Raw genomic sequence first — 21,863 nt, forward strand, 5'->3', positions numbered from 1 at the left:
AAAAAGGCTGGTAAAGGCGGTGCAAAGAATCAATTTATCAAACTCTTTAGGGAACATGCGAAATATTTTCTGTGATTAAGGTTTTATAAGGTCTTCTATGGCAAAATAAAAATCATAGACTGCAAATAAAAAGTCAAGTCAAATTTTTTTAAGTTTGTCTTGACTTATTTTTATTTAAAAATAGGTATTACATAAAGACCACCACGCCAGTGCTGGTCTTATAAAGGTTGGTATGGGATTTAGTATTCTTGAAGTGTTATTAGATATTCTTTCACTCGTCCATAGTAGATTCGTAAGAATTTATTCGCACCAGCAGTCATGTAAACATAGTAGGGTTTACCTTGAGCACGCTTTTTATCCAAGAACTTATAAACACAATCCTCTTGTGGCTTTGTTTTTATTAATATATCCATGACTTGAAACAGAGTTTTACGAAGTTCAGAAGATCCTCGTTTGGTAGTAGGCACGCTTTTTTGTGCATAAAAGCTTGATTCATTTACACCGGGATCAACACCCGCAAAAGCGGTGAGCGCTCCTTTGTGAGTAAAGCGTAACACATCTCCTATCTCTGCCATAAGCTGGGGACCAAGGGATGGACCTACACCTTTCATATTCATAACGACAGGAAATTCTGGGAGTTTTGATACTGTTTTATACATGATGCTTCGAAATTCTTCTACAGTTTTAGAAACAACGTTAAGTTGATCAATGGCTTGTTTAAGAATAAGTTTGGTAATCTCATCTTTTGGAAGTATAGGAACAAGTTCCTTGGACAATCCGTAGATTTCTTCAGCTTTTGATTTGCTGAAGTTATACTTCTTACGTTTGCACCAATTCTGATAGTGCTCTGTGAAGGCATTTAAAGACATTTTACGAAAACAGTCCGCATGCCAGTAAGAAGATGCAAAATCAACCCATTTCTGGCTACCATCACTACGTGCGGGGCTATCAAAGAAGGTGTTTACTCCAGGAAATGTTTGGTCAAGAATACCGATGAGATTATTTTTCATTGCCGTCTTGTGCTTCATGTAGAAGCCAAACTGGCGATTCATAGTTTTTAATTGGTTGCGCATTTCATCCGTAACACTATGTGGTTTGAGGTTGTCCCACTTGTCAAGGGCATAGCGGGCAATCTTAACAGCGTCCGCTTTGTCAGATTTGACTTTTCTGAGACTATCATTATCAAAGTCTTTGATAAGTTTAGGATTTATAGCACAAGTGAAAATACCGGCATTTGAAAGCTGATGAGCCAAGGCTTCATAATAGCGTCCTGTATGTTCCATTACAACACGAGATTCACCGTCTACGGACTTAATCAGATTTACCAATGAACTTATGTCACTGGAGGAATGCTTGATTTCAAATGGAGATTTAACAATCTCACCGAATGGGCGCAAGATAACAAACATACTTTTGCCTTTAGAAACATCGATACCTACTGCGTTCATATATTTGCCACTCCTTAAAAATAGTATTGCAATGGATAAGCACCAGTTTTACTCATTGCCTATTGTATCTACTGTGAGATGACACGAACGTACCAAAGGCAGTTCAACCTGCATAAAACGAATGCTGCAAATGAGATGCTGGATATCAGACTATGATACGGATGTGAAGTCCAAGGAGGCCTCCGATATACCAATTGCTCCATCATTATACAGCCTGAGCAATAAGTTGGATAATTCCTTACTGGCTGTAAGGGTTATTAACCATAAACTTATTGTAGTAGGAGGCCTTTTTATTATGGCAAGAGAAAAGAAACAAGTACACAAGGTACAAATGACAGATGGAAAAAGGAACATCATCCAGCAGCTCCTTCAAGAGTACGACATCCAGTCCGCCGAAGATATTCAGGATGCACTCAAGGACCTGTTTGGCGGCACAATCAAAGAAATGATGGAAACAGAGATGGATGAGCATCTGGACTATGAGAAATCAGAACGTTCGGACACAGATGATTACCGTAACGGTTATAAATCTAAGCGAATCAATCGCAGCTATGGCAGTATGAACATTCAGGTCCCTCAGGACCGTAAGTCCACATTCGAGCCATAGATGGTTAAAAAACGCCAGAAAGATATCTCCAGTATCGACAAAAAAATCATTTCTATGTATGCCAAAGGTATGACCACGTGGCAGATCTCTGATACGCTAGAGGACATTTATGGCTTTGAGGCATCGGAAGGCTTTATTTCAGATGTTACCGATAAAATCATGCCACAAATTGAAGACTGGCAGAACCGGCCACTTTCAGAGGTATATCCGGTTCTCTACATAGATGCCATTCATTACTCGGTTCGTGATAATGGAGTCATCCGCAAGCTTGCGGCTTACGTGATTCTTGGCATCAATCAGGAGGGACGCAAAGAAGTCCTGACCATCGGGGTTGGAGAAAACGAAAGTTCTAAATATTGGCTGTCTGTACTAAATGGCTTAAAAAATCGGGGAGTGAAAGATATTTTAATCCTCTGTGCAGATGGACTCAGTGGCATCAAAGAGGCAATCACAGCATCGTATCCGAAGACCGAATATCAACGCTGTATCGTGCATCAGGTATGTAATACCATGAAATACGTGTCAGACAAAGATAGAAATCCCTTCTGTACGGATCTTAAAACAATCTATCAGACACCAACGGAAGAAAAAGCTCTGGACGCCCTGGAACGGGTCACTGAAAAATGGAGTATAAAATCTCCCAATTCCATGAGGAGCTGGAAACAGAACTGGGATGCCATATCCCCGATTTTCAAGTTTTCTACAGCGATCAGAAAGGTCACTTATACGACCAACGCCATTGAGAGCCTGAACGCCACTTATCGCAAGCTAAACCGCCAGAGAAGCGTGTTTCCAAGCGATACCGCGCTACTGAAAGCGTTGTACCTGTCTACGTTTGAAGCTACAAAGAAATGGACGATGCCACTCAGGAATTGGGGACAGGTTTATGGGGAACTGAGCATCATGTACGAAGGGCGGCTGCCGGAATAATCCAATCTGCCTTATTTTCCACAGGCGGCTGATCCGCCTGTTCTTGACATGCAACGATAGTTACTGCTATATATAAAACAAGGGCTGAAAGTCCAGCAAGGAATTTTCAGCCCAGTTATTACCATAGAAGATCAGCATTTACAGACTTTTCTTCACACTCTCCAATGCGCCGGTCGTGGGAAACCCTCTTGCTTGTAACATTTCAAAACATCTTATGTTGTGGTTTATCAAGAAATACGACACAGCCAGAGAATTACATCCCACTATTTCAAAACATCTTATGTTGTGGTTTATCTCGAAAGATCCGTTAGAATCACCAGATTCTATTTTTATTTCAAAACATCTTATGTTGTGGTTTATCGCCTATTGGCTCTTGCCCTTGTGTTGATAGTTTAAAATTTCAAAACATCTTATGTTGTGGTTTATCATCTTCCACAATCGACAACCGGAAAGTAATAGATGCATTTCAAAACATCTTATGTTGTGGTTTATCCATGTTGAGCTTTTTTCAGAGTGGGGCATGTGGGAATTTCAAAACATCTTATGTTGTGGTTTATCCGCAGAGGAGGACGACGCGCAATCACAGTCGGTGTAATTTCAAAACATCTTATGTTGTGGTTTATCTCCGGTCGACCTCCTCTTGATAGAGCGGTATAATCATTTCAAAACATCTTATGTTGTGGTTTATCAAGCTGTCGAAATATCTCAGCCTCACATACCTCCATTTCAAAACATCTTATGTTGTGGTTTATCCCTATCGCGCCATTTGTAAGCTGTGTCAATTGCTCCATTTCAAAACATCTTATGTTGTGGTTTATCTCAGATAATATCCATCGAGTCTTGTAATATTATCTATTTCAAAACATCTTATGTTGTGGTTTATCCCTGGTATTTCGATTTCTTCAATTCTTTTTTCGGGATTTCAAAACATCTTATGTTGTGGTTTATCCCAGATCTCGCTGTACCTTCCATGCCAAATCATCAGATTTCAAAACATCTTATGTTGTGGTTTATCCCAGCTTCTTAACGTCAATTCCCAGTGTCGAAGGACATTTCAAAACATCTTATGTTGTGGTTTATCCCACTTCCTTTCCTAGTAATCTATCAAGTTTTCTTCATTTCAAAACATCTTATGTTGTGGTTTATCATGTACCTATGCGACAAGCTGGACTGTCAGCCATGATTTCAAAACATCTTATGTTGTGGTTTATCAAATTGAACCGATCGGAGCCGATAGCCTTCGGATATTTCAAAACATCTTATGTTGTGGTTTATCTGGGAACGCGTAGAACCGCGCAAGATGACACACGAATTTCAAAACATCTTATGTTGTGGTTTATCGATATTCACACTCTCATCGTCAATTACAATCTTTTATTTCAAAACATCTTATGTTGTGGTTTATCATCAAAGTAGTACCAAACCTGTGCCTAATGTAAAATTTCAAAACATCTTATGTTGTGGTTTATCCATCGCCGCGAAATACGGGATAAGCGTAAGCTACGATTTCAAAACATCTTATGTTGTGGTTTATCTGCAAGCGATTTTTCTAAAATGTATGAAATTTCTTATTTCAAAACATCTTATGTTGTGGTTTATCTCCTCCATTAATTAAAAAGGATAGTTTTCTATCGATTTCAAAACATCTTATGTTGTGGTTTATCGTTTTCTTATGGCTACAGATAAAGACTCTGATAGATTTCAAAACATCTTATGTTGTGGTTTATCATATACTATGCAAACGCCCAACGTGCTGTACATATATTTCAAAACATCTTATGTTGTGGTTTATCGAGAAAGGTGGTGTAAAAATGTGGATATCAAAACGATTTCAAAACATCTTATGTTGTGGTTTATCCAGTTGGAAACAGTTCTCAGTGCTCAAAAATCATTTCAAAACATCTTATGTTGTGGTTTATCAATCAATGCAGCAGAAGCACCAGTGATCACCCCAAATTTCAAAACATCTTATGTTGTGGTTTATCAAATATATATTCACCGGTTCCGGCGGACGCAAGAATTTCAAAACATCTTATGTTGTGGTTTATCAATGTTTCAATTTCAGTTGCAAGTGTTTTTGCTTCATTTCAAAACATCTTATGTTGTGGTTTATCACCAACAGCACCACCATCTAAATCATTCATCGGCATTTCAAAACATCTTATGTTGTGGTTTATCGTCTTCCTGGCATACAAAACCATGTTTTCAAATTTTATTTCAAAACATCTTATGTTGTGGTTTATCCACAGAAGCCAAAAAGACAAGCTACACCTTCAAACATTTCAAAACATCTTATGTTGTGGTTTATCTGAAGATTGGCTTTTTAATGGAACTGGCGGTGAATTTCAAAACATCTTATGTTGTGGTTTATCTCAGGAATATCTGGATTATCCGGGAAATTGTCATCATTTCAAAACATCTTATGTTGTGGTTTATCACCGATGCCACGGAAGAAAAAAGAAATTAAAGTTACATTTCAAAACATCTTATGTTGTGGTTTATCAAATTTCACATAAATAGTATCCGATGGATCTTGAAATTTCAAAACATCTTATGTTGTGGTTTATCCCCATCCACTTGTCCATTTCTCCGTGATTATTCCAGATTTCAAAACATCTTATGTTGTGGTTTATCTCAACCCTGCGGCCGTAGCAGAATCATTTAACCACATTTCAAAACATCTTATGTTGTGGTTTATCGTTTAATTTCGCGCGCGCATTTTTTATTAATCCGCATTTCAAAACATCTTATGTTGTGGTTTATCGCTGCAAAGAAGAGATAGTAGAGCTTACATACTTATATTTCAAAACATCTTATGTTGTGGTTTATCTATTTGCATTGTTCTCAGCTGCTTATACAGCTTCAATTTCAAAACATCTTATGTTGTGGTTTATCGAATCTAAGCGCGCATAAAGCTCTTTCCAATCTCCATTTCAAAACATCTTATGTTGTGGTTTATCGTGACTACGCTTTGGTTGGACGGTGATCCTAATTTAATTTCAAAACATCTTATGTTGTGGTTTATCAAATATCCTCCTGGTCAAGCTGTCTGTGATTTCACATTTCAAAACATCTTATGTTGTGGTTTATCATACGAAAACGCTACGGCAATTATAGACTGTCTGCCATTTCAAAACATCTTATGTTGTGGTTTATCCCTCGCATTTGCGCCCTTCTCATCTCCTATATGTTTTTATTATACCCTAAAAACCGTCACTTTTCAATTTTTTACCAAGTGTCAGCCTCCTTTTCCATCTCCAACACCACTTCACCATCTTTCCCAGTATTTATCATATCTTTAAGCCTTTCCCCATAAAAATCACTTGGTAAAAATACCCTAAATCATTAAGTCCTCCCCTGTATCATTCTTCCCATTACCTAACACCTCCTCACCAAAAACATTATCATTCATTAACTTGATAATACATACAAAATCTTCTTCTACCTCTATAATTGTGCTAAGCTCATTTTTCAGTCGTATAAATTTTGACGGAGTCATCTCTCCGCGAAACACGGACTTCTGAAAATGAGAAAGATATTTCTTACATACCTTAAACACCTTCTGCACCCGTTTTTCCCCAACATCATAAAAAACAAACGCATAATTATAATTCAGCTGTTTTTTCATCAGATCCCTTCTTTCAAAGAAAACGGAAGAAACTCTCTATCTTCCAATATGTTCTTAATCAGTTTATAGCAGTCCAGCTTTATCGCTGTTCTGTACGAAACCTTCCGTTTCAATCTAGAATGCATAAACACATTTTCCAGCCTCCCTTCAAATGCCTCAATAAATATCTTTCTTCCTTCATCATTCAACATACAATAATTTACCCTTTTGTCAAAATGTTTTTCAACCTGTATTTTGCGATTATTAACCAACTCAAAAATAGTCCTAAAAACAATAACCGGTTTGAACACCTCACTGATATCAAGGCTCAACGAAAATCTGCCTTCTGACGGTTCATGAAGAAAACTTACTCTCTGATCTAAATGTGTCTGGTAAATTGCAGAAATTGTTTTCGTATAGAGCAATGTATTTCCAAAAGAAACCATTGCATTCATAGGATTGTCTGGCGGCCGTTTTACCCGCTTGTTCATCACAAAATCTTCAGGCAAAAAATGTTGAAAATCATTATAGAATCTTATCCAAACTTCACCTTCACAAGCCAATAATTCTTTAATGTCATCAACTTGTTCCACCTGCCCCAAAAATGTTGTTTTAATCCAATCAATTGTTCTTTTTACCTCTTTCTTATCATGTTTATAATAATGATACAATACCTCATAAATATTCAAACCAATACCACGGACAATTGACCGTGCAATGTCCATCCTGTCATTTTGATATTTTTCCGCTTGTTTCACTACCAGTTTTCCACTTAAATAATGGTCCCTTGGGTAAAAGGTACCGCTGTAACCTCCGTAATAGTTAAAAAAGTGAACAATAATATGATTCTGAGACAAAAAATCCAATAATTTTGTATTGATACTGACTTCATTAAAACAATAAATTTCTTTTGTGTTCTCAACCGGAATATAGACATTCTTTCCCTCTTTTCGAAAACACAGAGAATTATCTTTTCTTGTAAGCTCACCCATAGACATAATATATCGTGTACTTCCCAATCTTTTCACCCCACTATTTCTAAATATAACAGTACTCATAATACGCACACTTCTTACACTTTGGCGCGTAAACACACTCCGGAATCTTTTCACTTTGCAGTAACTCTTCAATTTCTCTCACATATTTCCGAAGCTGCTCTTCCAATTCCTCTGTCAATTCAAGATACAATACCTTATTTTCTTTCTTATTCTTCTCAACAAATTCCAGTCTGCCTTTACGGGTAACCCCTTTTTCCTTCAGAACACTTAGATAATACAACAGCTGCCATTTTGATGCCTCTACATCGGCATCTGATTTTTTGATTTCCGTCAGATATTCCTTTGTCAACCTGTCCAGACGTATGTTATCAACTGTAATTTCCGTATCCTTTTTTTCCTCCGCTTTTTCCTCATGTATTGCCTTTCCAATTTTCACCTGTTCACTGTTATCCTCCAGATTCAACCTGTTTCCATGTAAATAGCACTGACGTTTACAATGAAAATAATAATTAATCAACGTCCCATTTACTTTCATAATCCACTCACCTCCTAAAGAAACAGCATTTCTCCATTTTCAAATTTTTTGCGGTCAAGAATCCCATTCTCATCAAAAAATGCTTCTCCATCTTCAATATAATAAATATCACCAATCTGTTCATTCCAATCAAACACGGCATTCTTACTTAACTGATAAAGAAAGACATTCATACTGCTTCTCACCTTATATAATCGCACCTTCTTTTCTGCAAATTCCATTTCCTCATTTAACAGTAGTTCCTTATACTCCTCCCAGACAGTCCTGCCATCGATTTCTCCTGCTCCTTCCTCTTTAATATTTCTTGCCAAATACACCGAAACCATCTGTCTATTATCGTCAATCAGCTTCATTCTCTCGTGGACCTTTACGAAGTCTAAACTTCCCACACACTCGCTGAAAAACTGCTCTAGATTCTGGGAATCAGCTTTTTCTTTTCTCATTTTTAAGATGCGTAATATTTGCTCATAATAATTCTGATAGTTTTTCGTAGCAAGAATTTCCCGCATGGTTTCATTTTTCAATGTAAATTCCGGATTAATGCGGATATCCCTCCGGTAAATACCCTTTGCATCATCTAAATCAAAAAAATAGACAACGCCGCTTCTCTTACAGGAACGGTTAATGCGCCCCATAAACTGCTCCTCGCTGTCCAACCTGGAGCTATCTTTATATCCAATATCAAAGTCTATGTCCACGCCGGCTTCCACTACCTGCGTTGCCACCAATATGATTGTCTCCAGTTCTTCTGTCATATGAATCATCCGCTTTCTGTCAAGGATACTGCTGTCGCCCGTCATAAGAAGTACTTCAAAATCTGTCTTTTCTTTTATGAGCCTATAAAATCCGTCTGCTCTGCTTTTATTGATGAACTCAATCAATATCTTTTTCCCTTCCTGGACATGCTCAATCATATGTTCTGCAAGAAGTTCCAGCGTAATCTTCTCCTGTAATAATTCATAATTCGGAACCACTCTTTTTGCAAATACCGGATGGTTAAAATACTTTTCTCTGTCATTTATTAAGTTTACCGCCCCCAACCGGTTATCTGTTAAAATCTCCAAATTAGGCAGCGTTGCAGACATAATGATGACCTTAATATTTAAAAGCTGAGCAAAACCCTTTAGAAATGTAATGATTTCACTCCATAATTCATTTTTATAGCTCTGAATTTCATCCAATACAATTACCGAATTACAGAGCTGGTGAAATCCAAACAAATCCTCCCTGCCATTTCCGAACAGTGTCCGAAACAGTGAGACATGCGTGGACAAAACAAGCGGATAATTTAAAAACTGCCGATCCAGCAATAGTTCCTGGAACTTTTTCTGACTTTCCGTATCGTAAAGTTCCTCACTTCCCTTTATGGGAACCAGAGAGTTGACCACTGCAATCTGAGCCATTGTCTTCTCGTAATCTCCAAATACCTTCCTAAGCGTCTCCATATTTTGTTCTACCAGCGTATTAAATGGATAAATATAAAATATTTTCTGCAGTCCTTCTCCCATACTCAGCAGCTGAAAGCTTAAATTGATCGACGTATTACTCTTTCCGCTTCCCGTTGGCGCTTCCAGATAAAACAGTGATTGGCTGCTGTGTTCCTTTAATTCTCGTTCCGCATCCAGAAACAACTCTGTCCGCAATATATTAATCTTACTCTGCCTCTCAAGTTCCTTTGAATCCATGGGATAAGATGATGATTCATAAGTCCTGATACTTTTCATCACCTCGGTTTTCTCATATTGCTCTATGATATCCTGAAGATTTTCAATATTTCCAAACGTTTTTATTTCTACGCCACTCATAAACTCCGTGGTCGCATAATAGTCCGATGCCACAAGAAGTGAATACAAAAGCCTGGAATATCCGTACAGCCAAACCTGCCTCTTTGTATCTCCCGCTCCTATCCGCTGTAGAGAATTCTTTTTTTCTCTGTCTTTTATCGTAAATATACTACCCGCACCGTCTTCTACTTTTTCTTTCCAGCTATCCAGCCACTTTTTAGCATACCACCCAAGATTACTTTCGCTATCTTCATCAAAGCTGTACACGTATTCCTTAAATTCTTTCATCACCCCATGATGTCTGGCAATCAAAAAGGAATGGATAAATACCAAATCTTTAAGCCTTCTCTTTTCCTCCTTATTCTCTACCTCACCTACACGGCACAAAAAATAATCCAGGTAAAATGCCGCAGATAAAATAGAATGCTTGCTGCCCAGATTCCCCTCCGGGGCAATTTCCGGATGCCATTTATGTTTCATTTTTTTGATCTGAAACAATGGATTGATCTTCCCCATATCATGAAACGTAACTACATTCATCAGAATACTGTCAAACAATATTTCGGTATCAGAACTCATACTGCCCAGATATTTTTCTCGAAATCTTATAAAAACTTTATCCAATTTCTTCTGCTGAATAATATTCAAAAAATATTTCTGACACAGTTTTGTATGCTCAATTACCGTTTCCTTTTTTCCGCCGTCCAACGGCAGATGGGCATAACACTCAGATATGTTCGGCTCAAATTCTTCCAAAGCTATGTACATGTCTTTTCTTAACATCTCGTTCCTCCATTACACAAAACCCCCGCCTTTTAAAGCGGGGGCTTCTGAATTAATAAAATATCAGCATTTTTTTCTCTGTTCTGGCCGCAAACCCTTTTTCCATTCTCACCGGAAGGTTTGTATAGCAGAAGGTATCATAAACATATAAATTTGTATAAGCGTCTAAGCCTATCGGCAACTTTTCCTCATACTTAAATTCCTGTATCTCATCCTCCTCATCCGGCAAAAGTAACTCTCCCGTCTCTTTGGGAAACAGACAGGCAAATTGCACCTCCTTCTCCGGTTCCTGGTCTAATTCCACAATCTGTGCATTCCTGATATCTGCAGGATGGTCGTTCTTTCCCAGATAAGGCATATAGACGCACTTCCCATTCACAATAAACTCTGCCAGTTTTTTCGCCTCCTGGCAATCTAACAACACAAAGATTTCCCAGATCGGTTCCTCCAGCCACTGCTCCTTAACGATCAGATTTCCACCCTGTTCCTTGGACGCATACCCAATGGAATTATTAAAAAATTGGACTTTTTTCGGAATATATCCCTTTTCATTCTTAGGAACAATGGACACCCTGATGTCTTTCAGCCGTTCATAAAATTCCGGATATTCCTCGATGAGCTGCGCTTTTTTCTTCTTGCTCTCCCACTCCTTCTGCCCATAGCCCTGATAGCCTAAGATTGCGCCAAACATTCCCAAAAGTGCTGCTTTATGAATCTGTCCAAAGGTAAAATAGCAATATGCATTTACCTCGGGTTTTTTTAAAAACGCCGTTTTACCGCTTAGTGTAAATTTCAGAGCCTTCATAATACTACACCTCTTTTTGTGTAATAATGTTAAACACCTCTGCGTTACTGATATTGTTTGTCAATTCCGTCGTGTACGGGTTATAATAAATTTCAACCTTTTTGATCTTATCGCTTAACTGATTTAAAAATTCACCGCACATCACCAAATCAATTTGATTTTTCACCTCACTCTTTTCAAAGTTGATATACTCTGACAAGTTAGGCAGATATAAATCCGGTTCCGTTTCCACGAAAAGAGCAAACTCATTTTCACATCCTTCCTTTGCATTTGTCGCAAATGAAGTGGCAGATACCAGCGCAGTCCTCTTAAAATTCTGATAATCCTCTTCCGTGTATCCCTCTGTAACTCCAAGCTCTACCAGTTCCTTATACGCCGACGGGTTTACCACAAACGGATAAAAATAGTGCGCTTCGTTGCTGGTGATTTTTGTCCCCAATGTAGAATTTTTTGCTTCATCCTTTTTATCGTCCTTACTGCCGTCACGGAACGGGGAAAGTATTTGCTGCTCTTCTGCGGTTGTCCCCTCATACTTGTTAAATCCTTGTCCAAACTGGACCGCTCCGGTAATGGAAATATTGTTTCCCTCTTCTGCAAATGTAGCCCCGAAATTTTTTACATCTACCGCAGTCATAAGGTTGGTCAACACCTCTTTCGTATCCTTACAATCCTTCAAATTTTTTACATTGAAAATATGTTCATACCGCTCTTTTAAACTTTTCGGAACCAGCGCATTGTCTTTCTCTGAAAATTTCATAGATTTTATGTACAGAACCTTTTTCCCTTCATTATCCCACATTTTTTTCATGGGATATTTCAACGCCTTATCACTGCCAAACACCGTTCCATCTGAGATCGTTTTCGGATATCCTGTAAAATCCGCATTCCAGTTTGCCATAATAGAAGAAATCCCAAGCACTCCATACACCCGTTTATTCATATTACTGTTCCTCCTCTTCCTTTTTTGATTCATAAATCAGGTTACTGCTTAAATATCCAGCAATAATTGCTGTCTGGTTCATCTTTCCCTCCAGAACATACCTGCATACCATCCCAAACAGATTCTTAAATCTACTGCCGTTAAAATTAAGCTGATAATTATATTTCATAAAATACTGTTTCAATTTTTCTTTAATAATTTCATCATTTTTCGCATTGAAAAATGGGTTAGCCAGAGAATGTACCTTCTCTCTTGATTTATTGAGGGAAATAAAATAGTACACAAGCTGTCCTACCGCATAAAAGTATTCCTCGTCGCTCTTTATCTGGTCCGTCTCCTTCTGATTGATTTTATTTCTTAGCACATCTTCTATATTTTTATACCTGTCAGCCATCTGTTTCCCTCCTGAAAAATAGTCTTTTAATGAACACATTAGATTAAACTGCTTTCCTGATTTCGGAATAAACCCGTTTTGAATGGAACTTTTCGTCATATTCATACATACCTGTTCCATAATTCTCCCGATATTCTTTTCCTGTCCTTTATATAACCATGCAAAGATGGCGTCTCTGGCCCATAGAAGACTCCTCTTCAGTTCTCCGTCAGCCTGCAGCTCATCTGCCGGTGTAAAATAATTTGGAATCAGCCATTTAGAAAATACCACATCATCGAGCACAGCCTGCAGTTCCTTTTTCACTCCATAGTTCTTATAGATCTCATCCTTATCCGGCAGTTGAAGTACATTTTGGTAGGAAAATTTTTGCTTTAAATAATACCGATAATCCACAATTACATCCTGGTGCCAGATTTCAACCTCTTTTCCTTTCCGCACCTGGAGATAAAAACCAGAAAAATCCCGCTCGACCATTTCCCCTTTTTTTCTGGAAAGAATCTTTTTCCCTTCCATATCAAAAAAGAGATTGACTTCACCCTTTACTGCCTGGTTCATCAGATAATCAAAGAACTTTCTCTGTAGCACAGCCTCCTCAGACGTCACCAGGTAGGGAACGGTAATTTTCCGCGTTCGGTTTTCCATATATGGTTTTTTCTGATTCAACCCCAGATTATCATTGGGAAGTCCCAGTATCTCTCCGCCAATCTTGATATTATAATCATTCTTATTAAAAATTTTTGTTATCAGATAACGCTGCTCCTCCCGCAGATATACATCATCCTCATCCTCAAAAAAGATTTTTAAATAATTCTTACCAGTCAGTGTAACTCCCAAATCCTCAAGAGCAAATATATGTTCTTTGATCCACTTGCGGTTTCGTTCTAATTTTTCCTGATTAATTTCTCCCAGCTGCTCAGCAATGTAGTCATACATTTCCCTGTCCTTTGGCTTGCTGTACTTTTCTCTGGGATTGCAAAGCACATCAAAATAGCGGTCAATCGCTTCTTCGTTTAATTTACCATTTTGCAAACTCTCCTGCTTTACCCAAAACGACAGATAGTTGTTAGAATGAATGACCTTTTTGGGATCCTGGGGTTTATCCATGCTGACTAAACGACTGTGGTAATCATAAAAACAAATTCGTTCATATGTAGATGGAATGTATTCCAATTCCCGCGTTTTCTTATCCATCTTGATTTCCTCAGGATAACCTATGCTGCCATCCTCCTTCACAATCAGATAAATCCCTTCCGCCGGAACATAGCTGTCCAGAATAAGCCTGTCCAGATTCCCACTGTCCCCTGCCGCTCGTTCCATCTCTTTTTTAAAGATTTCCAGACAATCTTTTAACACCAAATCACCTGCCTTCTATATCCATCGATAGTTACAGAATCCAAAACCACGGCTGTTCATCTCACATAAGCCTGCCCCAAGAAGAAAATACGCCAGTTCCTGAGCCCTCGGATTGTCTGCAACCTTAAGATTGATTTTGTCCCCCAAAAGTTTAATCCCCTTATATTGCACACAGACAGGCTTTTTGTTTAAAAATTCTATATTTGTATACAGTTGAAAATCCTCGTCAATTTTGCTCTCCGTAAACTGATTGTATTTTTTAACCGCATTTTCAAAAAGACGCCGTTCATACTCTTTTAAGGACATCACGTTCTTCCAGTACCCGTTTTCTGTCTTCACAATCGTTGAAGTCAAAGAATATATTTCTCCTATAGTTTTTTTAGGAAGCACACGGTTTTCCGCCGTCAGGCCCTTCATGTATGGTGTGTTATGATTGTAAAGAGTTTCCGAAAAGAAACGGGCGAGTTTTATATCTACTGTTCTGATTGTGATTGTGTAAATTCCCTCTTTCTTATACAGCTTGTCTTTTTCTACCGGATAAAAGAGACTCAGACTATAACCTTTAAAGCAGTTTGCCTCATGGAGGTTTAAGAATGCTTCTTCCTCCCCCATCGCGGAATCAATAAAATCTGTTATACTACTTTGCAGAAAGTTCAAAGGAATCTCTTGCAGCAGAAAAACTTTGACTCTGATTTCATATACGTTAATATTATTCTTCATTTTTCTTTACCCCCTTTCTCAATGTTAATTATTATGAGTTATATATTTCAACTATAATTGTATATTACGCTTGTATCTGTTCTCTGTCAAGTACTAACAAAATTTTTCCGTTTGCATATTAACCCTAGCTGTTATAAAATATATTTTATACAAACCATAACATCTCGATGTTTTGAAACATGTTTATTGTTATGTGATATTTCATAAACCACAACATAAGATGTGCCGTTATTCTCAAGTTCTATATTTTAGAAAAGGACCCTAACAAATAAGATTTCTCTCATTGGTCAAGGTCCCTTATCTCGTCTTATTTATTTGTAGTATTCCATCCCGCAAGCCTTCGTTAAGCTTTCTTACTCGAATTCTATCGTAGCCGGAGGCTTCGGCGACATATCATAACAAACTCTGTTCACATTCGCAACCTCATTTAGAATCCGGTTCGTGATCACCTCAAGCACATCCCAATCCACTTTCTCAATGCTGGCCGTCATGGCATCAATGGTGTTGATGGCGCGGATGATCACCATATACTCGAAACATCTCGCATGATTCCTCATCCCGACAGATTTAAAATCCGGTACCACGGTAAAGTACTGCCAGACCTTCTTGTCCAGGCCGGCTTTCTCGAATTCCTCTCTGAGAATAGCATCGGACTCGCGGACTGCCTTCAGACGGTCGCGTGTGATCGCACCGAGGCAGCGGACGCCAAGTCCCGGTCCCGGGAACGGCTGGCGATATACCATATAATCCGGAAGTCCCAGCTCGATACCGCATGCGCGCACTTCATCCTTGAAGAGCTGTTTGAGGGGTTCCACCAGTTCAAACTTCATATCCTCCGGAAGTCCGCCTACATTATGGTGGGATTTCACCATCTTTGCCGTTTTCGTTCCACTCTCAATGATATCCGGATAGATGGTTCCCTGCCCCAGGAAATCAATTCCTTCCAGCTTTCTAGCCTCTTCCTGGAACACCTCGATAAACTCTCCGCCAATGATCTTACGTTTCTGTTCCGGATCAGACACATTTTCCAGCTTGCCCAGGAAACGTTCTGTCGCATCAACATAGATCAGATTTGCACTGAGCTGGTCGCGGAAGACTTCAACAACATTTTCCGATTCATTCTTCCTCATTAAACCATGGTTTACATGAACACATACCAACTGCTGTCCGATGGCCTTCAGAAGAAGTGCAGCTACAACAGAAGAATCCACACCCCCTGAGAGCGCCAGCAATACCTTGCGGTCACCGACCTGCTGTTTCACAAGTTCCACCTGATCCGCAACAAAATTCTTCATATTCCAGTTTGCTTCTGCTTTGCATTCGTCAAATACAAAGTTTTTCAGCACAGCTTCTTCTGGGATCGCGTCATACTTCTGGGGGCATTTTGCGGTCGGATGGTCGATAGCGATGATCGGATAGCCGCAGTCATACAGTTCCGGTGCAACATCCACAGCCGCACCGTCGACGATCCTGTTTTCCCCGCCGTTCAGAATGATCCCTTTTACATTCTGAAGTGCCTGCAGTTCAGCCACAGTAATGTCGTGAGGATGAATCTCACTGTATACCCCCATGTCACGGACCGCTCTCGCGACAACCGTGTTTTCCGTACTTCCAAGGTCTAAAATTACAATCATGTCCTGTTTCACTTTATCTTCTCCCTTTTTGTAAAATGTGGCGGCGAATATTTCACATTCGCCGTTTGTCAATATGTAAACATGTTGACTCTCCTGCAGTTATTATACCTCGCACGCAGAAAAACAAGCAGCCCAATGGGATATTTGTTTTTCCAGCCGTGGCTTGCCGGGTATCATCCGCTGTGCAGCAGCGGCACAGCAACACCGTTGCTGTGGACTGCACTCTGTGCAGTTATTATACCCTAATTACATAAGTTTTTCCATGAAAATTTACAGCATCACCTGAGACTCATCCTTTATAATCATCCTGCAGATTCAGGATATCGCCCAGACAGATATACGTGTGTATAATGCACTGCATGGCATCCCGTCTCGTTATCTTGGCGTGTACACCCTCACACTGTAAGCGATTCAGATTGTTAATCCAGTCCAGAGTATATAAAATGCTGCTTCCCGCTGCGCTTTTTGCCGCAGATTTATTCTGGATTTTTTCGATTACAGCGGATAACTTATTGATGTAGTGATCCCCGCTGATATCGATGAATCTTCCCGACTTCGTCTCATAGGTACTGTCCGAGTAGTCAGGGAAATATCTGTTAAATAATTCTTCGGCAGTGTTTTGGAACAGCCTGCGGCAGGTCGTCACTGCCTGTGAAAATACTTCCGGATTGTCGGAGGTGATTTTATCCTCGATTGCCTTCAGCTGCAGTACCGTGCTGTGTGATAATTTCGAAAAATGATGATCGACGCGCTCTCTGTATACCGCAAATACATCGGCAGCGGCGTTGCCGAATGCGAGCTCGCTATATTTTCGGAGTGCGTAATCATAATACCGCGCCTTTAAAATGGATAATTTCTTTTCATCCAGCGCAATATTATCTATCAGATCCTTCGTATAATGGTTGACTGAATCCATCAGCTGACGCATCGCAGAGTCCGCGCGTTCTCCGGAAACAGAGACTCCCTGCGTGGAAAAGTTACCGGCTGCATGCTGCCTGGCGATTACTCTTTTCTCCAGTTCTGCCGCCAGCGTCAGGAATATTTTTCTTTCTCCATTTCTTATATATCCGCGCCCGTTGGTGTAACCGACCTCCCGTGCACTCTTTGCAATTTCCCCGTTTTTATCTCTGGGATATCCTCCGTATTCATACTGCAGCCAGATGACTGCCTCTGCGTCATTTAGCAGACGGGCGATCTGCAGGCATTTCAGCAGTGCTGACGACGCAGGCAATGTTTCCGTCTCGATTCCTTCCAGTATATTTTCACAGATGTTCACAACCTTCTCTAATTTATCCATACTTTTTACCTATATTTCTGCTTTTTCGTCAAATCCATCTTTACCGGACCTGATCTCATCTGTCCGGCTGCTTATTTCCCGCACTTTCTTTCGCACCCGCTGAAAATACTCATCCTCCGGATTCACCTGCAGAATATGATTGATCTTCCCGAGCAAGTGCCGGAGATATCGCCCCGTATCGGGTTCCTCCTCCGTCATCCATTTTAAGTTTCCGAGACGCCTCAGGTGTTCTTTCGCCCCATAGCGCAGGCAGTAATAGATCTCTAAGCGCAGGTTTCTTCTGTAATCACGGCTCACCTGCGGCTTTTCATTGACGACGATCCCCGTCACCGTCTGCCGGCAGTGTCTTTTCAAAACCCTGGTCTTCTTCTCGTTCAGCTGGAATCCCATCACCTGAAGATAACTTCGCACTTTATTTTTAAGCTCTTTCGCATCAAAACTCCCGGAAAATGTCATATCGTCGCAATACCGCGTATACCGGATCCCACGCCTGCAGCACCAGGATTCCATATACTGGTCAAAGGATTTCATGACCAGATTGGAGACGGCGGGCGATGTCGGTGCTCCCTGTGGAAGACATTCCCGGCAGCAGCAGAGCGCCGTGAGCATCGTTCTCACTGCAGGAGGAAAGTAAACAGCCGGAAAGGCATACTGATAGACCAGCAGATACGTAATATTTTCAAAGAAGTCCCTGATATCCAGCTTCACGATCTGTTTTGCACCCACATGCGGCAGCGCATTGTCCACGATGGTGGCGCCCCGCCGGTATGCTTTCGACGCATCCGCTGGTGTAATGCCGTCCAGTATATGATGCAAAATGTTCCTCTGAACAGTGCCAAGCAGTGCATCCGGCACCATCAGTTTTCTCACACTGCCGCCCCTCTTTTTTACGGCGGCTGCATGGTAATGCTCGTCTGCATGGTTGCTGAGGGCATAAAGGCATGGCAGATACTTCTCCTCTTTCACCTGGATCCCATCCAGGAGCCGGAAAGATATCTGCATTTCTTTTTCCTGTTCTGCCGTGCAGTATTTCCACAAATCATTGCCGGACATCGTTTCTCCTTCATTTCTCTTTTACATACAGGGACAATACAATAAGATGATTCTGTAAGATGTGAAGACGTACCAGGGCAGCGCCCGTATGCACACCGCTGGTGTGCAGAAGTACCTCGCAGCATCTGGAAGTCTGATGGCCTGATTTTCCTCACCAGACGGCGACTCGCCGCCCGGCCGGTCTCTACATTCCTGTATCGATCCGGATATGCTATTGTCCCTGCATTCTTAGCATAGCACAGGTGCGGCAGGTTATGGTAGAAGAAATTTGCAAATCCGCATTGTCTGAGAAAAGCAAAAGGAAAAGCAGCCCGAACCACCGTTCAGACCACTCTACCCTATATCAAATATTCCTGCTGACCGCATTTTTTATTGCTCGATATTTTCAAGATATTTCATTTCAAGTCCTGATTTCGAGAGCACCGCTTTTACCTTATCCCTCATATCAACATCCAGTTCCGGACGGTTTTCATCGTACGTTTTCAGGAGTCTGTGCATCTCCCGTTCGATGCTGTTTTTAAAGTAATCGCTGCCCTTGGCGTTACGCTCGCCGATATGAGGAGAATACAGATCCTCAAAGTTGTCCAGTGTATAATCAGATGTCACAAAGCTGCCGTCGTGTCCGATCTCCTTAATTTCTTCCAGATTCAGTGTCTCCTCCGTCACCTCGATCGGTGTGAAGGCAGCTTTCACCTGGCGGATGATTTCAAAATCAATGATCATTTTCTCAAATGAGGTAGCATTGACACTGTCCATGACACCGCCGGCTTCCATCACAAAGTTGATGCCGTGACGGTACGCGGATGAAAAGGTCAGCATGGACTCGTAGCCAGCCTGGCAGTTGATGACCGGCGCATCGGTCTGACATCCGCCACCTCTGGACGGCAGTCCGTAAAATCTGGCAAGATTTGCTCCGAATCCCTGCATCAGTGTCCCCTCAGGAGCAGCACATGCGAAGGTGATACCCCCTCTCATATCCGCCGCAGTTGACTGGACGCCGAAGACAACCGGCGCTCCCGGACGAATCATCTGTGCCAACACAATACCCGCAAGGCTTTCTGCTGCGCCGCTGGCAAGTGTTCCCGCCATGGAGAGCGAGCCCGTTGCACCGAGCATCGCAGCCGGGCAGAGGATCGCAGCCTGTCCATACTCGGCAAGCAGCATCAGACAGTCCAACATTCTCTCATCCAGTGACAGCGGAGAAACCGTGTTGATCAGTGCGATCATTCTCGGCTTTTCGATCATTCCTTCTTTTCCGCCGAAGAGCTCACAGCCGGCTTCCAGCATCAGCGCCATCTCGTCTTTGAAACCGGTTGGCAGCATGATCGCTTTGTCAGAGTGCAGCAGTGTGGCATAGAACATCTGAATGGCGCCTGCCTCTTCCGGGATGTCGCCGGGCTGAATCATGATACCGCCGTTGATTGAATAACTGTCCTCTGCATGAACAAGCTTTAAGCATTTGATAAAATCTTCCATAGTTCCGCGGCGGCGCTTTCCTTCCCAGTCATCGATAAACGCACATCCGTAAGTAGGAGCAGGATTCGTATGATTTCCTCCGATCACCATATCGTATTTTGGATTTCTTGCATGAAGTGTGAAGGACTCAGGCGCCATCTTCACCCAATGCATCACCTGCTCTTCCGTAAAGTAAGCCGTATTGCCTTCTACCTTAATACCGTTTGCCCTGTATATTTCGATTGCTTTCTCATTGTGGATATTGACACCCACGTCCCGCATGATCTCCATTGCTGCGTTATGAATCATCTGTTCTCTTGACATAATGCGTTCCCTCCTGGATTTAAATATTTAAAAAATTGTAACTGTTCAGGACGGCTCATCTTCTTGACCGAAAAAGCGGTTTAAAAGCAAGCTTCATGCTGCTTTTTCGTATCAATTTCCCCATCGTCCTGAACTGCTGCCATAAAATTATCGGTTTCTAACGCCCAGTTTCAATACGTCACGCAGGTAACGCACACTCTCTTCACACGCCTGAAGTTCTCTGGCTCTGGCTTCCTCGATCGGCTCGTCCAGACTCTTAAAGGCGATTTCATTTTCAAAAATAATCTTATCCATCGGGGATTTCTCACGGATCTGTGCCACCATCTTCAGGCAGTCCATGGACCCCTGTCCATGGGGAGCGCCGATATCATGCACGCCAAGAGGATCCACGACGATTATATCATCGCTGAAGTGACAGCAGTACGCCTTCGGAAGCATGCGCTCCATAACATCATAGGGATTTTCGATTACCTGCAGTGGATTCATGGTATCCACACACGTACCAATCAGCGGATGATTCAGCTTATCCACGATCCACAGGATCTCATCGGCTAAGGTATCAGTGTGATTCTCGATCGCGATCTGCATGCCGAACTCTTCGATCATGGGGATGGCTGCCTTGAATTCATCGTACCTGTCAGCCATCTGACGCATGACCTCCGGGTGCATACAGGAACCGTAGAGTTCTCTCGGGCGCTTGATATCGAGACTGAACTTCACGAGTTCAGCGTCCAGGTCGTGGCCGATCTGCAGTGCCTCTTTTGCCGTACAGTTTACCCGGGAGTCGCTGCCTGCCTGGAAGGATGAATTGAATTCCAGGAATAGGCCGTGCTCTTTAGCTGCCTGTGCAACCTTTTTCAGATTTTCTGTTCCGAACGGATCTTCTTCTGCAGTTGTCAGGAGGTCCACCTTTGTGATCTGGAGACCGTCAAGCTCCCACTTTTTTGCAATGCCCATCAGTTCATACAGTGACATCGTCTGCTCGAAATAGTAATCCTTGCCGAAGCCCCAGCTTTCACCGAGGCCAAAGAAATGCAGCGTATATGTGTGCATTCCGAGTCTGAGAGGTCTGTTTTTGTCATTCATAGTTTTCGCTCCTTTTTCATCTTGTTTTATTTCCAACCCTGATCCTGAAACCCGGAATCAGAGTAGCAAGTACTGCTATCATAATTGCAGATGTTACTTTTCTTCTCATG

The 21,863-nt window shown here is 41.2% G+C and carries 14 protein-coding genes, 1 pseudogene and 1 CRISPR repeat array; of the genes and pseudogenes, 1 reads left to right on the plus strand and 14 read right to left on the minus strand.

All coding sequences use genetic code 11. From position 1 onward, the window contains the following. Window positions 1-239: 239 nt before the first annotated feature. A complete protein-coding gene (locus MCG98_RS01395) occupies window positions 240-1,448 on the minus strand; it encodes an IS110 family transposase (protein WP_240300090.1) in 1,209 nt (402 codons plus the stop codon). A 295-nt stretch (window positions 1,449-1,743) separates the two neighbouring features. Between MCG98_RS01395 and MCG98_RS01400 the strand changes: the two are divergent. Continuing rightward, window positions 1,744-2,985 (plus strand): annotated as a pseudogene (locus MCG98_RS01400) (IS256 family transposase). Between the two features lie 199 nt (window positions 2,986-3,184). Then, a CRISPR array of direct repeats spans window positions 3,185-6,142; the repeat unit is 30 nt; unit sequence ATTTCAAAACATCTTATGTTGTGGTTTATC. Between the two features lie 180 nt (window positions 6,143-6,322). Here the strand turns inward: MCG98_RS01400 and cas2 are convergent. The 13 genes from cas2 to MCG98_RS01465 form a co-directional block, all read right to left on the minus strand. Then, window positions 6,323-6,613, minus strand: a complete 291-nt coding sequence (cas2, locus tag MCG98_RS01405; RefSeq protein WP_240300091.1) for a CRISPR-associated endonuclease Cas2 — start codon at window positions 6,611-6,613, stop codon at window positions 6,323-6,325. Further along, the gene (gene cas1b / locus MCG98_RS01410; protein ID WP_240303359.1) at window positions 6,613-7,611 is read right to left on the minus strand and encodes a type I-B CRISPR-associated endonuclease Cas1b; all 999 of its coding nucleotides are present in this window, start codon (window positions 7,609-7,611) and stop codon (window positions 6,613-6,615) included. Before cas1b ends, cas2 begins: the two co-directional genes overlap by 1 nt. A gap of 19 nt (window positions 7,612-7,630) precedes the next feature. Continuing rightward, the gene (gene cas4 / locus MCG98_RS01415; RefSeq protein ID WP_240300092.1) at window positions 7,631-8,125 is read right to left on the minus strand and encodes a CRISPR-associated protein Cas4; all 495 of its coding nucleotides are present in this window, start codon (window positions 8,123-8,125) and stop codon (window positions 7,631-7,633) included. Window positions 8,126-8,139: 14 nt separating this feature from the next. Then, window positions 8,140-10,692, minus strand: a complete 2,553-nt coding sequence (gene cas3 / locus MCG98_RS01420; protein ID WP_240300093.1) for a CRISPR-associated helicase Cas3' — start codon at window positions 10,690-10,692, stop codon at window positions 8,140-8,142. A gap of 52 nt (window positions 10,693-10,744) precedes the next feature. Then, on the minus strand, window positions 10,745-11,497 hold the full coding sequence (gene cas5b / locus MCG98_RS01425) for a type I-B CRISPR-associated protein Cas5b (protein WP_240300094.1): 753 nt from the start codon (window positions 11,495-11,497) through the stop codon (window positions 10,745-10,747). 4 nt (window positions 11,498-11,501) lie between these two features. Further along, complete coding sequence (locus MCG98_RS01430; protein ID WP_240300095.1) at window positions 11,502-12,437, minus strand: type I CRISPR-associated protein Cas7; 936 nt, start codon at window positions 12,435-12,437, stop codon at window positions 11,502-11,504. Window position 12,438: 1 nt separating this feature from the next. After that, the gene (locus tag MCG98_RS01435; RefSeq protein ID WP_240300096.1) at window positions 12,439-14,184 is read right to left on the minus strand and encodes a type I-B CRISPR-associated protein Cas8b/Csh1; all 1,746 of its coding nucleotides are present in this window, start codon (window positions 14,182-14,184) and stop codon (window positions 12,439-12,441) included. Between the two features lie 15 nt (window positions 14,185-14,199). Beyond that, window positions 14,200-14,904 carry a CRISPR-associated endoribonuclease Cas6 gene (gene cas6 / locus MCG98_RS01440; protein ID WP_240300097.1) on the minus strand — a complete coding sequence of 235 codons (705 nt, stop codon included), beginning with the start codon at window positions 14,902-14,904 and terminating at the stop codon, window positions 14,200-14,202. Between the two features lie 353 nt (window positions 14,905-15,257). After that, complete coding sequence (gene guaA / locus MCG98_RS01445) at window positions 15,258-16,538, minus strand: glutamine-hydrolyzing GMP synthase (protein ID WP_275891355.1); 1,281 nt, start codon at window positions 16,536-16,538, stop codon at window positions 15,258-15,260. Between the two features lie 289 nt (window positions 16,539-16,827). Next, a complete protein-coding gene (locus tag MCG98_RS01450) occupies window positions 16,828-17,835 on the minus strand; it encodes a hypothetical protein (RefSeq protein ID WP_240300099.1) in 1,008 nt (335 codons plus the stop codon). Between the two features lie 9 nt (window positions 17,836-17,844). Further along, entirely contained in the window at window positions 17,845-18,888 is a 1,044-nt protein-coding gene (locus MCG98_RS01455) for a reverse transcriptase family protein (protein WP_240300100.1), read from the minus strand. A 369-nt stretch (window positions 18,889-19,257) separates the two neighbouring features. Further along, entirely contained in the window at window positions 19,258-20,667 is a 1,410-nt protein-coding gene (locus tag MCG98_RS01460; RefSeq protein ID WP_240300101.1) for a trimethylamine methyltransferase family protein, read from the minus strand. A gap of 147 nt (window positions 20,668-20,814) precedes the next feature. After that, window positions 20,815-21,753: a TIM barrel protein gene (locus MCG98_RS01465; protein ID WP_240300102.1), complete on the minus strand. Its 939-nt coding sequence runs from the start codon at window positions 21,751-21,753 to the stop codon at window positions 20,815-20,817. Between the last annotated feature and the right edge of the window lie 110 nt (window positions 21,754-21,863).

This window comes from Ruminococcus sp. OA3 (assembly GCF_022440845.1).
Lineage (GTDB): Bacteria > Bacillota > Clostridia > Lachnospirales > Lachnospiraceae > Ruminococcus_G.